The sequence below is a fragment of the Bacteroides ihuae genome (assembly GCF_900104585.1).
GTDB classification, from domain to species: Bacteria; Bacteroidota; Bacteroidia; order Bacteroidales; family Bacteroidaceae; genus Bacteroides; species Bacteroides ihuae.
Genome location: NZ_FNVX01000006.1, coordinates 66,100 through 81,724, shown reverse-complemented (window position 1 = coordinate 81,724; position 15,625 = coordinate 66,100). Strand labels below are relative to the sequence as shown.

Sequence of the window (15,625 nt, the reverse complement as noted above, 5' to 3'; positions counted from 1 at the left end):
TTGATGATTTTTTAATTCAATTTAATCCACGTCTTCACTTCTTTCTGATTTCGGAAAATAACCAATTCGACTTTATCTCCTCCTATAGCCGACTTTTGAGCTTCAAGCAAATCGCTAAGGTTATTGATTTTTAGTGAATTAAACGCCAGGACCACATCGTTAGCCTGCAAGAACCTAGATGCAACCGATATAGCAGCCACTTCCACTACTAATACCCCCCGGATATTGTCCATCCCGGTTGCGGAACGTTCTCCCAAAGTGGTGAGGTTCTTCACTTTAGCCCCCATGAAATCTATAATATCACCATCATCCACTTTTTCGAGCCCGACTATAGCCGATACCGGTACTTTTTTCGCTAAGGCTTTCAATCTTGGCGAAATGACCCCGAAGCTGTCCATGGCAAAGTTTTTGAAACCTACTGAGAGGGCTACAGATCCTTCTTTTAAGCGGAAATCACCTGCTTGTGGATTTACAAAATCCAGTCTGCCACACACGGAGTGTTTGTCCGTTCCCCTTGCCCAAGCAGATTTAAGGGACGCAGAGTCGGCAAAAGCATTATAATCGGTCTCCTTTCCCCAAACGTCGATTTGGATAGGCATATATCCGCGTGAAACCACATTATGTCGGAACACATCGTTGCAGTTCTGAAACCATACATGTGGATGGAAAGTGTTGTTTATCATAATGTTGTTCTTGACAATACGGTTTACACCTTCCCGAAGCTTTATTCCGCCATTCAGGCACAAGTTGTTATAGATTTCATAGTTGCTCGAACCATCGTCCAGGTCGATGTCCCAGCCATGGTCGCAACGCATACAGTTGTTGCGGAGAATAATGGGTTTAACCACATCTAGCAATGCAAGTTCGTAATTGGTTTCCACGATCGAGTCCATGAGCTTTTTATCGGGATGCCAATAACGGTCGCGGCCCCACGAATTAAACGAGCCGTGGTCGCCACTTTCCTTTACGGTGTTGAACACATTATTGTATTCGATTACATGGCCGCCCCAAGTACCTTCACTTATATTGATACCGGCACGCGGCACATCGTAAATGGTATTGTGGCTTACTGTGATACACTGGCACATGGAAAGTTCCACTCCTGCTGATTGTTTTTCTACTTTTCCAAGATTAAACATCAGGTTGTCATGGACTTTGCATTCAGCTGGGTAATTGTTTGTCTTAGGTCCCGGAGTGCGGTCTATCTGTGCCAAAGGCACGTATTGCGAATACTCGAAACTTGGCGAACGCACGGCATTCGGATCGCCGACGAAGCAAAAGGCACTGGCCCCGATTTCGGAAATCAGACATCCAGACACTTCGCAATTGCGGTTATAATTATTGAAAAAGATGGCGTTGCCTCCCAGGTTGTTGAGCGTGCAATCTTTAAGCGAACAATTTACTGCGCCATCATAAAGTACCGCACCACCTCGGTAAATGGTCCAGTCGCTGCGCAGTAACGGCTCTTTGTTCTGCATAAAAGTACGCAAGGTTTGCGTTAGGGTAAGCCCTTCAATACTTATATTTTTTACCGGTTTCGTTTCCGATCCTTTAAATTCAAATAAATGGGCTATTTGCGGTGTCTCAAATTTCGCCTTTTTGAGGTCTAATCCTTTAGAGGGATAATAGTACAGAACTTTGGCTTTCTTGTCGAAAAACCACTCATTGACGGTATCTAGTTCCTCAAAAACGTTTTCAACAAAACGGTATTTGTCATGCATAGGCATACGTCGGTTGTTTTGCCAGCCTCCTTTGAGGGTCGGTTCGCCCTTGTCGTTTTTCCCGGTGATGATGTAATGAAAATCACCCCACAGCGAACAGTGCAACGCGTGCACATATCCTCCTTCGGGCGATTTCCAGAGCGCAGCCCGTTCTTTTGAAACGGCATCGGCTTTAGTTCCGCCGTAATATTGAGCCTTGGGATCGTAATTAGGATACCGCGCCATTCGCTGCAATTGTCCATTGACAAATAATTCATCGAAAACAAAATCTTGTGTGACTTTTGCTTGCCAGATTCCGCTTTTGAACGCTTTCCATTTCAGCTTTAGTGGAACGCTTCCACTGATAGCGACCTTCTGGTTTCTGAAATTCTTTATTGTTAGCGATTTGTTTCCTTTAGGGAAATCTTCGGGTTTAAAAACGATAGGTTTGTTCAGATAATATGTGCCTTCCAGCATATTTATTACAACATTACCTTTTGTTTTACGGGCTTCAGCCAATGCTCCGTTAATCGAATAAAAAGGTTCTGATAATGTACCCCGACTGGTATCGCTACCTGTTGGGGATACATAATAATTTACTTGTCCCTGAACGCTCATGCTTAACATCAGCGAGGTAAAAGCCATGTAAAATACTTTTCTAATCACTTTCAAAATGTTTTTATCTTGTAATTACATCCACTTCCGCATATCCTGCAACGTCATCCCCTGAAGTATTCTTCAAAGCTGTAAACTTGATGAAGCGGGCTTTTTCGGAAGCAAACTGTTTGATTTGCCATAGAGGATTGTTCTTTATATTTGAAAACTCTCCTTCGCTTACCAATTTCCATTCTTTGTTATCGGCAGAGACATAGAACTGGTAGTTAGTAATGATGCCAGAGCTCCATTTATTTTGGTCTGGAAGGTATTTGAAACCACATAGATTGTATTCAGTCCCTAAGTCGATGACCAAATCAATAGGTTTTTTTTCTCCATCTCTTTGATGCCATATTGTAGAGGTGTTTCCATCTAGAACGCTATAAGCCTTTTCATCGCTGATACCAACTATTTTCCAATCTTTGCGACTGATGTCAAATTTTTCGAGGCTCACCGGACTGCTTTTACCCGATGCAGGGTCGTAAGTGATGGCCTTTACTTCTATTTTTCCTTGTGTTTGAATAGGGATAGTATATTTCTTTGAGTTTGACGTTGGCTCGCTACTATCTAATGTATAGTAGAAAATAGGTCCGATATCATCTGTTGATATACTGATCTCACCAGATTGATTTCTCGCTATTGAGGGTGCATGTAGGAATACCGGTGCATTATAAATTCCTATATTTGAAATTACAGGGCAACTTTTAGAATCGGTGATGTTGAAACGCACCTTTGTTGCTTTTACACTCGGGAAACGAAGAATTCGTTTATAACCGATAGTTGTTGCTTTTGCGACTTCTTCCCAGATTCCATCCACAAGCACTTCAACTGTAAATCCTTTCACACGTTGTCCCAAACGGATATATTCCTGTACTAGAAAGCGGTTGAATATGATTGGTTTGCGAAAATCGAGGGTCAAAGAAGCTTTAGTAATAGTATCATTGGTTGTCCAATATGAATCTTTCCTCCCGTCAATTGCTTTGTCAGCTCCAAATTTTTTTGAGTTACCACGAACATTTGAAGCTTTCGCTTTTGCTTTTTCGGCAAGGTTATCACTGAATGACTCTTTCACTGCCTGTCCAAATTCATAGGCTGCTTTCTCGTCATTTGGATGGATCAAGCCGTTGGGCATAATCGGGAAGTTGAGCAACATGGTGCCGTTCCGTCCGATAGAATTATAGTAAAGATCCATTAATTGAGGAACAGTTTTTACTTTGCTATCTTCGTTCGGATGGTAGAACCATTCCGGTCTGATGGAAGTATTTACTTCGGCAGGCACCCATGCATTTCCGTTTTCCAGACCATAATGCAACATATTCCAAGGCACTTCGCCTGTAGCATTCAATAGACTCCAGTTTGTTTCGCCAACAAAGCCTTCTTCAGTGCCAACCCAGCGCAAATCACCCCGATCTCCTCCATCGTTCCATATCACACAATTGGGTTGTAATTTGTGGATCAGATCGTAGGTATTCTTCCAATCGTAATAGGTTGTACGATCAATAGTACGGGTTTCATTTGCTCCGCCGTAATATCCATCACCGCCATTTGCTCCGTCAAACCACACTTCAAAAATTGGTCCATAATTCGTGAGGAGTTCTGTGAGCTGATTCCGGAAGTAGGTAATATACTTAGGTTTTCCATAATCAGCACTGTTTCTATCCCATGGCGATAAATAGATTCCTAGTTTCAAACCATATTCTTTACAGGCATCGGCCATTTCGCGCACCATATCACCCTTGCCGTTCTTCCAAGGAGCATTCTTTACGGAATATTCAGTATATTTTGAAGGCCAGAGACAAAAGCCGCAGTGATGCTTGGCTGTAATAATAATCCCTCTCATGCCCGCTTCTTTGCAGATACGCGCCCACTGGCGGCAATCAGCCTTTTCGGGATTAAATAACTTAACATCTTCGTTTCCGAAGCCCCACGACTGGTCAGTGTACGTGTTGAGCGAAAAGTGCACGAAAGCATAGCTTTCCATTTCCTGCAATCTCATTTGATTCTCCGATGGAGTCGGCCCAAATGCTGCAGGTGCTTTTACCTGAGCAATGCTAATGCCTGTTGATGAAAAAGCAAAAATAATTGCGTATAAAGAAAATCTATTCATTTGATCTATTATTTATTATTACTCTTTTGTTATTATAAATATATCATTGCTTTTTAATGTATCTGAAGTGGCCTTTAACTTTATCTGCCCGGCTTGCTTGTTCGACTGCACAAGCACCATGCAATATCCGTTGAAAGCCATACGCTGGTTGGCTTTATCTGGTTCATGACTGCTTGGATTTCCGTTTCCTGTACCGATTATTCTACCCGGCCCTTCAATTGAAAACCGAACAAGATTATTGGCAGTTGGCACCACTCTTCCTTTGGCATCTTTAATAGCAACTCTGATAACAGCCACATCACAGCCATCGGCCTTGAGGGTGTTGCAGTCGCTGTTCAAAGATACCTGTGCAGGGGCTGCCGTAGTCTCCACAACATCTCTGGTTATGAGTTTTCCTGCTTTGTAGCCCCGCGCTTCAAGTTTACCGGGTTTGTATACAAGAGACCAAATCAGTTTGGTGTAAGGAACTGTTTTTTGCTTTCCTATACTTTTACCATTAAGGAGCAACTCAACCTCTTCGCAATTAGTGTAACAATGTACTTTAATGCTATCGCCTTCTTTGCCAGGCCAGTTCCAATGTGGGAAGATATGTACCACCGGTTTATTTGTCCATGCTGCTTTGTATGCATAATACCCATCTTTGGGGAAGCCACATATATCCATAAACCCGAAATGCGATGTAACGCACGGCCATTGGTAGGGAGTAGGTTCACCACGGTAATCGAAACCTGTCCATACGAATAATCCACCAAGGTAGGGATATTTAACAATGTCCGCCCAGTCTTCACCCGGAAATGGCCCCCAAGTGGGTTCCCATTTACTTGCATTCGAAACATAACCTTTTTTCCAATCGTTCTGATACTCCCCGCGTGTTGAAATGAAGCTTGTGGTTTCGGTACAAAACTGGATTCGTTGAGGATATGTTTCATGGTCGTTTACATAGGCCAATTGCTTATCTCCATAATTATATCCCACAACATCCAACACATCACTATATCCACCATCGTTACGGCCGTGATTCATGGCAGCGGTCACTTTACGGGTAGGGTCAATTTTGTGGGTGGTTTCGACTAATGTTTCAAGTATCCTTGCACCCATTACCGAACCTTGTATCCATTCTTCATTTTCCATGCTCCAAATAAATACCGAAGGATGATTCCTGTCCCTGTAAAGCATGGTCTTCAGGTCGTTCAACCCGTTTTCACTACTCGACAGGTAACGGTTTTCAGCCAAAACAAGAATACCCATGCTATCACACATATTCAGCATTTCGGGAGTTGAAGGATGATGGGTACGATAAGCATTGCTTCCGACTTCTTTAAGCAGCTTCAATTTATACCAGTTTATTTTATCAGGTAGTGCAACGCCAATTCCTGCAAAATCCTGGTGGTTGCAAGTCCCTTTCACCGGATACAGCTTACCGTTAAGAAATACTCCTTTGTTATTGATTTCCACTGTCCTTACTCCAAAAGTGGTTTCGTAAGTATCTACAACGTTCCCGTTTTCGGAGACTTCGGTTAGCACTTTATACATGTCGGGTGTTTCGGGCGACCACAACCTCGGCTTTTGAATGGAGCCTATCTGTGTTAATTCAACGGAACTATACGACTCAATCGACTGGGCTATTGTCTCTGTATCAAGTACAACATCTTTGTTGTCGATAATTCTTGAAACAAGAGTAACGTTTCTAGTTGTTTTGTAATCGTTTCTTAATGTGGTTTTTATGCTTACCGAAGCTTTTTCGGAAGTAATTGAAGGGGTTGATACATAAGTACCGAATCTTTCGACATGAAGTCTACCGGTTTTGACAAGCCATACGTGCCTATAAATGCCGGCACCTTCGTACCACCAACCTTCGTATTCGCTGGCGTCGACCTTTACCAATATTGCGTTTTTTCCTTCGTTGCCGTATCGCAAAACATCAGTTAAATCGTAGTTTGAAGGAGTATAACCGCTCAGGTGGCTACCCATCAAGTGTCCGTTCACCCAAACGGTGCTATTTCGAAAAACACCATCAAACTCGATGGAGATTTTTTTGCCCTTATCCGCTTCTGGTATTTCAAATTCTTTGCGGTAAAATCCTATTCCCGTGGGCAAATATCCACTGACAGCAGGCTGGTTTCCCATCGAATTATCGTGTATAAATGTACCCTCCACAGCCCAATCGTGCGGAAGGTTCACTTTTTTCCAATCGGCAGGGTTTAATATTCTTGCATTTTCTGGTTTGGTATAATCAATAATGGTATCTTTCGTAGATATAATTTTGACGTCGACATCGGTAATTCCACCCTGTGCACCTACTTTTACCTGACGCTTTATAGCTATGTCGCCTTTATGGAACTGCCAATTGAAATCAAAATTATCTTTTGTCCTTCTATATTGAGATGTTTGCTGAATAACTTGTGACTTTCCTTCAATTTGCATCAATGACAATGAAAAGGAGAAACACAAGAATATTATAAATTTCTGTTTAATTATCATAAGGTGGATTCTAAAAAAATATATTTTCTCTTTGCCTGTTAAAACGATGCTCGGATCTTGCTGCTGATCTCATTTCATTTGTTTATTATTATGTGTATATCAAATATTTATTAGTGTATTTCAATAAACTCCGGTTCGTAAGGGGGAATGATGAAATTTCCATTGTAATCTTTATCCAAAAGGATACTTCTTGATTTTCCTTTCCTTTTTATCTCTTTGTTTTCTCCACTAACATTCAAGTAAAGGTAGTGAGTTTTATCTATCTGCCTTGCCATCACTCCGGATGGTACTTCTGATCCTTTTGTAATGTCCAGTTCAACTATTAGCTCGTCAAGCAGAGGATTGAGAATTCTTCCATCGGCAGGCAAGCCAACATATATCGCCCGGCCTTTTCCGAATTTATGTGAGGTCATAATTGGATAATCCTTATCTAAGCTGGTGATACTTCCAATAACCTCGGCACCTCTTGGCTCAATAATATCAAATCTTGCCGATTCCGTGTCAACGGCCTTCCCTTTGTAAGTAAACTCAAGCTTTTTTCCTTTATATGATTTGCGTGATATTTCATTATACGCTTCCGTTTCTTCGAAACTAGCCACCCGAATTCCAAACACGTCGCTCAAGCGACCGGGACGAGTGGAAGCGAATACCTGTCCTGTTTCGTCAACAACAGCCGAATTGCTTGACATAATCACCGTTCCGCCATTTTTTACAAAATTGCGTATTTTGGTGGCAGTGGCTTCACCCATTACCGTTACCCCTGGAACAAAAAGCAACTTGTAGTTTAAAGTACTTCTACTGATCTCAACAATGTTAACGTCCATATTGCGATAATAGAACAGTTCCCAGCAAGCTTGCAGTTGATTCTCTTGCTGCTCGGGATACGAGCTGCTTGCTATCTGGCTCGGGAATGAGAATGCCATGCCTACCTCTGGATGGAGCTTATACGGAAAGTATTTGCCGATCTTCTTAAACTCTGTTGCTATTTTTTTGTATTCGTCATATTTACGGTTTGGCACACCGTCCCAGTCGAGCATACCTTGCAGATACTGCTCTTCTCCGGCCCACATGCTCTGCCATGTCCATCCGCAAACCATTTGGTTGCCATACATCAATGTGGCATAAGCCGACTTACGGATAGAATTCGGCACAGCAGTCATAGTTGTAAATTCGCTGCACCAGAAAGGATTCGTACTTTCAAACTGGATACGAGAAATTCCAAACGAAGAGTTCATGACTCCCCAATTAGTCGTTAAAGAGTTTCCGGGATAGTATCCGCAACCCTCACGAGTCATCTTGCCAGAATAAGCTATCTCGGAATAGTCGAAATATTTCAACGGGCTGTAATACCATGCATTCGTATTTGTCAGTACATTCGGTGCATTGGTATTTACCTTATCAATCACTTTAAAAAGAAATTGGTTGACTTCATCCGAAATAAAACGTCTGAAATCTAATATTTTTTCCGGGGCACCGTTTTTAGCACCAGTAACAGGCAGCCCAACTTCTTCAAATTGGTTAATCCGTCTAGACCAACGTTGTGTACCCCAAGCTTTGTTTAAATTATCAAGGTTCAAATACTTATTCGTCAACCAAACGATGAATCTTTTTCTCACCGTTTCCGAATATGAAATTGGTCCATCGCCAGACTCATTATCGATTCCAAATGCTAAGAGAGCAGGATGTTTTCCATAATGTTTTGTAAGTGTGTCTGCATAACGTAAAGCATATTTTTGATACATTGGATCACCAACATCATCCATGTAGCGGTGATTCGGATATTGAGCATTACCATCTGGGGGTGTAATATCAATTGAGGGGTACTTGTGGTGCAGCCATATTGGTGCGGGACGTACGGCTATATCCAAAATCACTTTTATTCCAGCCGTGTTCATCAGATCCATTACCTTATCAAACCATTCAAAATCGAATTGTCCTTCCGCCGGTTCATAGCTGTCCCAAGCCAAATGCCCCATACGGACAGAATTAAACCCGGCCGCTTTCATTAATTGAATGTCATTTTTGATTTTCTCTATATTCTTATCATCATGCGGATGATAATTGGTTCCGACATATAATCCCTGAGCTTTCAATATGAAGCTAAAAAAGAAAGGGATTGCAATAAATAACAATAATTTAAGTGTTTTCATTTGATTATTAGATTCATAAATATGGAGATGATAAAAGATGTGTTCCTCTATTTTCTAATAAGGTTCAATAAATATACATCATTTTCCCTAATATCGAGTTCTTTTGAGAAGGATTCACTTGCTTTAACCTCAATCGTTTCAATTTGGACCGGAGAACCGTCATTGTGTTTCTTCAATTTATTAACCTGTTGCCTGTTAAGTTGTCTTGGTTTATCCATGTCCATATATTCGGTGTATGCGTCATTTACACGATAACCTACTTTGTAAATTTCCAATGTATAGACTCCGGCAGGTAAGTGAGATATATTTACTTTCACTTTACCTTTCGGTTTTGAGGGTAGATCTTGTGTATAGTATTTCTGATTATGTACTGAATCGCCTGGATGCGTGTTGGTGAAGTCCCAACAAAGTAACTGGATACCGCCATCATCATCTTTACTTGCCCACGAACGCGCATCAGTATTTTTCAATTCTGTTTTTCCAAGCTTATTCATAAAGCTGTAAGCATAAAATGCCGATTTTGGAATACCTTGAATGGTGAGTAGTCCGAATCCCCCATGAAAAGGCGTATAGCGAGGCCCTGCTTCCTCAAAAATATCTGTAAATACCCAATAGGACATAGAGTTGACCGCATTTCCAACCTGTTTTATCTTTTCCAAAATGTATGCAGCCTCATGATAACTGTCGTGAAGTGGGTCGGAAGGTGTGTAAGAAGAACTCCATTCGGTGTAATGCAATTCCAGATTTGGTTTAGCGGAAGCAGCGATTTCTTTACGAGATTGCAACACATCGCTACTTACACTCATTGGGTCTTTACTCAGAACAGTACCACCGTTACCGTATTCATCAAGAAATCCTTGTTTAACACCATAGGAATGAGTGCTGACAAAGTCGATTGGTATATTGTTTTTGACACAGAAATCGATCATTTCACTCTCCCATGCAGCTCCAGCCGTTCCGGGTCCGCCAACCTTGTAATCGGGATTTACACTTTTGATAGCTTTTGCTGTGTACTGATATAATTTGAAATACTCTGCTTGTGTGCCTGTCCAGAATCCGGGTGAAAGATTTGGTTCGTTCCAGACTTCAAAATACCATGTCTTTACTTCATCTATGCCATAACGCTCGGTGAAATGCTGGGTAAGATTGCGGATAAAATCTTCCCATTTATTGTAATCTTTGGGGGGGCTAACATTTCCTCTCCACCAAAAAATGGTTTGACTGCCGCTTGCCAACGCTGCAGGCATGAATCCCAGTTCAACAAATGGTTTGACTCCTATACTTAACAAGTAATCATATAAAGCATCAATGTACATGTAGCTATATTGCGGATTATCTTTTCCATCCTCGGTGTACACAGCCATATCGTCCGATAATAGGCCGTGCATGCGGATGTATTTAAAATCGCATTTTTTTTTCACATAAGCCAATTGTTGCTGCCAATCGGCTCGAAGTCCTTCGTTGGCTCTACCAGCTCCAATGCACTGTTTGAACATGGTATTTATAGCACCATCCTCAACACTATAATCTACATTAATAACCCTTTCTGCTATTAATGTAGATTTTTTGTCCCCCTTTTCTGCACTCACTGTTGTCTGAACAAACAAAGCACTTACAATCAAAACTAATACATTTAATTTCATACGCTCTTTTAATATTATAGTATTGCAAAAATATATTTATATTTACACTCCTTTAGTCTCATTTTGTATTAGATAACGGTCATATTTGTTGCAAACACTACTTTTCAGATATTTAATTCAAAGAATTCATTGAAATGCAATTCTTTGAAGCCTGTTTTAGGAGTTTGTCTATGCAGTTTGCCATTCATAACAGCATTGGATGGATACTCTAAATTGTGTTACGATCACATACTTTCTACCCAGAATTCGGAGACTGGCAGAGCTACTAAGCAGTTAGCGGTAAAGGTTGATACTTTTTCTCAAAACGCATGAGAATAATGAAAACAAGTAGCTTTCCCTACTAAATAGAATCATAATTCGACTTTTCTTTGGACAGAATATGTGTATATTTGCAAAGTTCGTAAAATCTGATAACATGCAAAAACGCAATTCTGTCCTAACGATTATATGGCTAGCTTTTCTATTGGTAATGCCGCTTTCTGCCTGTTCTACTAATACAGACATGATTACTCATCTTAAGTTCAAACAACTCTCTACAATTGATGGTCTGCCTACTGATGAAGTTCAAAAGGTATATCAAGACAGAGACGGCTTTGTGTGGATTGCTACCCGCTATGGTCTTTGCCTATATGATGGTTACCAAACGAGTCTTTATAAATCGAATCTTTATACTCCTGATTTGCTTTCTAATAATAATATCTACTGCCTGACGGATGATAATAATCACAATATCTGGATTGGTACGCAAGAAGGTTTAAACGTCTTGAATAAAGAAACGGGAGTGATAAAGAAAGATCTTTATTCGCAGATAGGGAATAATGCGGTCTCTTGTTTACTGACAACCAGGGATAACATTGTTTGGGTAGGTACGGATGCTGGGTTACTTAAATATGATGCATTAGCAGATTCTATGCTGTTTTGCACTGGGAAAGTTACTGGAAATGTCTTATTTAATACATCTATAAAGTCTTTGTTCGAAGATTCTCAGGGTGATATTTGGATAGGTACATGGGAAAGCGGCCTTTATCGTTATTCTCCTCATACTAAACGATTCTATGCCTACCCCAAGATGAATAAACGTAATTCAGCACACGTTGTATATGAAGATAGCCATAAAAATATTTGGGTAGGAGCATGGGATGAAGGCCTTTTCTTATTGAAGAATCCTAAAGACATGAAACGTGTGTCGTGGACAAACTTCCGACATCAACCATCAAACGCCACATCTTTGTCTGATAATATCGTTTATGATATTTCCGAAGATCTGAATACTCATTCTTTGTGGATAGGAACGCGTAGTGGATTGAGCATAATGAGACAAAGTAAGGAGGGCGAATTTATTAACTATAAATCACAAAAATCTCTTTTCCATATACCCTGTAACGAGATCAATTCATTGTTGAGAGATCGGTTCGGTAATATGTGGCTAGGGGCTATAGGGGGTGGTGTCTTTATGGTAGATACGCGTAAACCAAAATTTAATTTGTACAGCTTTGATACTATGGAAGATGATATTCCTACAAGCGCAGTCAGAGCTCTTTTTGTTGATAATGAGCAATCTGTCTGGTTAGGAGTGGGTACCTATGGAATGGCTAGGCACGATAGAAAAACAGGGCAATTCCTCTATTACTCCCGCATCCCCGAGTTTGCAGGAATAAACTCTATGCCAACGGTTTTTGCTATTATTCAGAGAAAAAAGACGGGTGATGTTTGGCTTGGTACGTATGATGGCGGAGTTTATGTCTATCGTAAAGGAGAAAAAGTGAAGCACTATACCTCAGAGAATACCAATTTCATAAAATACATTTGCATAACTTCTCTTTACGAAGATAAAAAAGGGAATTGTTGGGTGGGTACGCGCAATGGAGTCGGGGTGATGCGTGCCGACGGAAGTGGTTATCTGTTTAGGAAGATAATGATCAACGGAGAAAATCTGGAATATTCCTATATAAGGGATATTGTTGAAGATCGTGAAGGGAATATTTGGCTGGCAACCGCCAATCAAGGTGTTATTTGCATTCAGGGAGATCTTCGCCATCCTGAATCACTGACTTATAAAAGTTATAATTTGGAGAACCATAAACTGGCAACCAAAACAGCGCTTTGTTTGCATTCCGATGCAAGAGGAAGACTTTGGGTGGGTACGGAAGGAAGCGGTCTGTTTTATTATAACAAAGAGGCGGATGTGTTTGAAGAAAGAAATATTCTGTATAATCTGCCGGGCGATATGGTAGGCAGCATTGAAGAAGATACTCATGGTGGCTTATGGCTTGGTACCAATAATGGCCTTGTGAAGTTGGTTGTGTCAAATGATGTGAGTAAGGCCACAGTACGTGTTTACACATCGGCAGATGGGCTGCAAGATAATTTTTTTATACCGAAATCATCATTCAATAAAGATGGGGAACTGTTCTTTGGAGGTTATAAAGGTTATAACAGCTTTTTCCCCGATAACATGAACGATAGTGTGAGTGACGTGCCATTCTTTATTACGGATATCAAAATTTACAATCGTTCATTGAAATCGCTCGACGAAGATTTGAGAATACGTATTTCTAAAAAGATGCCTTCTTTTACCGACAAGATAGAGCTGCCTTATCAATACAATAATTTTAATATTGAGTTTGCCTCACTTACTTATAAGAATCCCGAGCTCAACAAATATGCTTATAAGCTCGAAGGCTTTGATAAAGAGTGGCAATACACAGATGCTACCCGTCACTTTGCTTACTACAATAATCTGAAGAGCGGTACATACACCTTTCTGTTACGTGCTACGAATGAAAACGGTGTTTGGAGTGTACAGACTCGAAAGATTACGGTCGTTGTTTTCCCTCCCTTTTGGGCTACATGGTGGGCATATACTTTTTACTTTTTTCTTTTGGTTTCCATTGTTTACTATCTCTACAGAGTAGCCAAGAACCGCATGATTCTAAAGAATCAATTACATATTAAAGAGTTAGAACGATCAAAAGCTGAAGAACTAAATCATGCAAAATTACAGTTCTTCACCAACATCACGCACGAATTGCTTACCCCGCTTACCATTATTTCGGCTACTGTAGATGAGTTGAAGATGCAAGCCCCGCAGCACGATGATCTTTATGCTGTGATGGGCAATAATATCCGTCGTCTAATCCGTTTGTTACAACAGATTTTAGAGTTTCGTAAAGCCGAAGCCGGAAACTTGAAACTGAAGGTATCACCAGGAGATGTGGCTGCTTTCGTTAAGAATGAGGCCGAAAGTTTCCTCCCTTTAGTAAAGAAGCGAAAACTTCATTTCTCCGTGTTGTGTGATCCGGAATCTATTATAGGCTATTTTGATCCGGACAAACTCGATAAGATTGTTTACAACCTTCTCTCAAACTCTGCTAAGTATAACATTGAAGGAGGTTTCGTGCAGGTCAACTTGTCTTATGCCGACAATAAAGACTATATTTTACTTCGGATAAGAGATAATGGAAAAGGTATCTCCGAAGCAGGCAGGAAGAATTTATTCAAGCGTTTTTACGAAGGAGATTATCGTAAGTTCAACACTATTGGCACAGGTATCGGTCTTTCTTTGACTAAAGATCTGGTAGAGTTGCATGGAGGAAGTATTTCTGTGGAGAGTGAGCTAGAGAAAGGCACGACATTCTCTGTAACTTTGCCTATAGACCGTTCCTACTTCAAGGAAGAAGAGATAGATGAAGAAACAATGCCTGCTCAGGAAATTATTTCGGGAGTTGAAGTGGATCTGACAGAAACAAATAATGCTCACGACATTAAGGCACATTCTATCTTGGTGCTCGAAGACAATTTGGATCTACAGCAACTCATGGTGAAATTGTTAGGTCGAGAATATAACGTATTTACGGGAGCTAATGGTAAAGAAGGGATTGAAGTGATAGAGAACGAAGATATTGACCTTGTTGTCTCCGACATTATGATGCCTGAGATGGATGGTATCGAACTCTGTAAATTAGTAAAAAGTAAACTCGAATTCAGCCACATCCCGGTTATTCTGCTTACGGCTAAGAATACTGAAGAAGATCGCGCCGAAGCTTATGAATCGGGCGCTGACGGATTTATAAGTAAACCGTTTAACTTGACGGTACTTCATGCACGCATCAAGAATTTGCTGAAATATAAAGAACGCATGGCACGTGATTTCAAAAATCAATTGGTGTTTGAGGTGAAAGACCTTCATTATACCAGTATCGACGAAGAATTCATGCAGCATGCCATTGATTGTGTCAATAGGCACCTTGATGACCCTGATTTTGATCAACTCCAGTTTATCGAAGAGATGGGAACAAGCAAATCCACTCTTTATAAAAAGTTGAAATCTCTCACAGGCCTCAACACTTCTGCTTTTATTCGTAATATCCGCCTGAAAGCTGCCTGCCAGATTATGGAAAAGAAGCGTTCTATCCGCGTGTCCGAACTAGCTTACGCTGTAGGCTTTAACGATCCGAAGTATTTCAGTTCCTGTTTCAAGAAAGAATTCAATATGCTACCTACTGAGTATATCGAACGTTTTCTTCCTGAAAATAACCTCCCGTGAAAAACGCGTTTTACTTCACACCTATCACGAAAGATGCTCTGACTTCTTGCTATAAGCGTTTGTGGCAGTGATGGTAAAATCAGTATATCACGATTTTGGATGTTTTACTATTATGCTTTACCCAAACGTCTTCTCTTCTTTACTCAAAAAAATATCGATTGAGATGTATTTGGAGCTCGACAAAGCATCTGTCTTTTTGGGTAAAGAACATGTTACACTTGTGCTCATAACGATACTATTATTGGCAAGCAACACAAGTCGTAAGTTCAAGCAACGGCATCTGTTTTACACTTTACACGTGTAGTCTCTACGGACTATATACGTGAATCGTAGAGACTACACGT

6 protein-coding genes are annotated in these 15,625 nt (G+C 40.7%); 1 reads left to right on the top strand and 5 read right to left on the bottom strand.

The window, feature by feature from the left end:
- Positions 1-11 precede the first annotated feature (11 nt).
- The 5 genes from BQ5338_RS11195 to BQ5338_RS11175 form a co-directional block, all read right to left on the bottom strand.
- Entirely contained in the window at positions 12-2,363 is a 2,352-nt protein-coding gene (locus tag BQ5338_RS11195) for a PDZ domain-containing protein (protein ID WP_071147828.1), read from the bottom strand.
- 16 nt (positions 2,364-2,379) lie between these two features.
- Complete coding sequence (locus BQ5338_RS11190; protein WP_071146949.1) at positions 2,380-4,461, bottom strand: alpha-L-fucosidase; 2,082 nt, start codon at positions 4,459-4,461, stop codon at positions 2,380-2,382.
- 18 nt (positions 4,462-4,479) lie between these two features.
- Positions 4,480-6,942: a beta-galactosidase GalA gene (galA, locus tag BQ5338_RS11185; RefSeq protein WP_078063475.1), complete on the bottom strand. Its 2,463-nt coding sequence runs from the start codon at positions 6,940-6,942 to the stop codon at positions 4,480-4,482.
- Between the two features lie 110 nt (positions 6,943-7,052).
- Positions 7,053-9,092 (bottom strand): beta-galactosidase, encoded by a 2,040-nt coding sequence (locus BQ5338_RS11180; protein WP_078063474.1) that lies wholly within the window; start codon positions 9,090-9,092, stop codon positions 7,053-7,055.
- Between the two features lie 47 nt (positions 9,093-9,139).
- Positions 9,140-10,735, bottom strand: coding sequence for a GH39 family glycosyl hydrolase (locus BQ5338_RS11175; RefSeq protein WP_071146947.1), 1,596 nt, complete (start codon positions 10,733-10,735; stop codon positions 9,140-9,142).
- Positions 10,736-11,150: 415 nt separating this feature from the next.
- On the opposite strand from BQ5338_RS11175, the gene BQ5338_RS11170 reads away from it, so the two are divergent.
- Complete coding sequence (locus BQ5338_RS11170; RefSeq protein ID WP_071146946.1) at positions 11,151-15,281, top strand: hybrid sensor histidine kinase/response regulator transcription factor; 4,131 nt, start codon at positions 11,151-11,153, stop codon at positions 15,279-15,281.
- Positions 15,282-15,625: the final 344 nt, after the last annotated feature.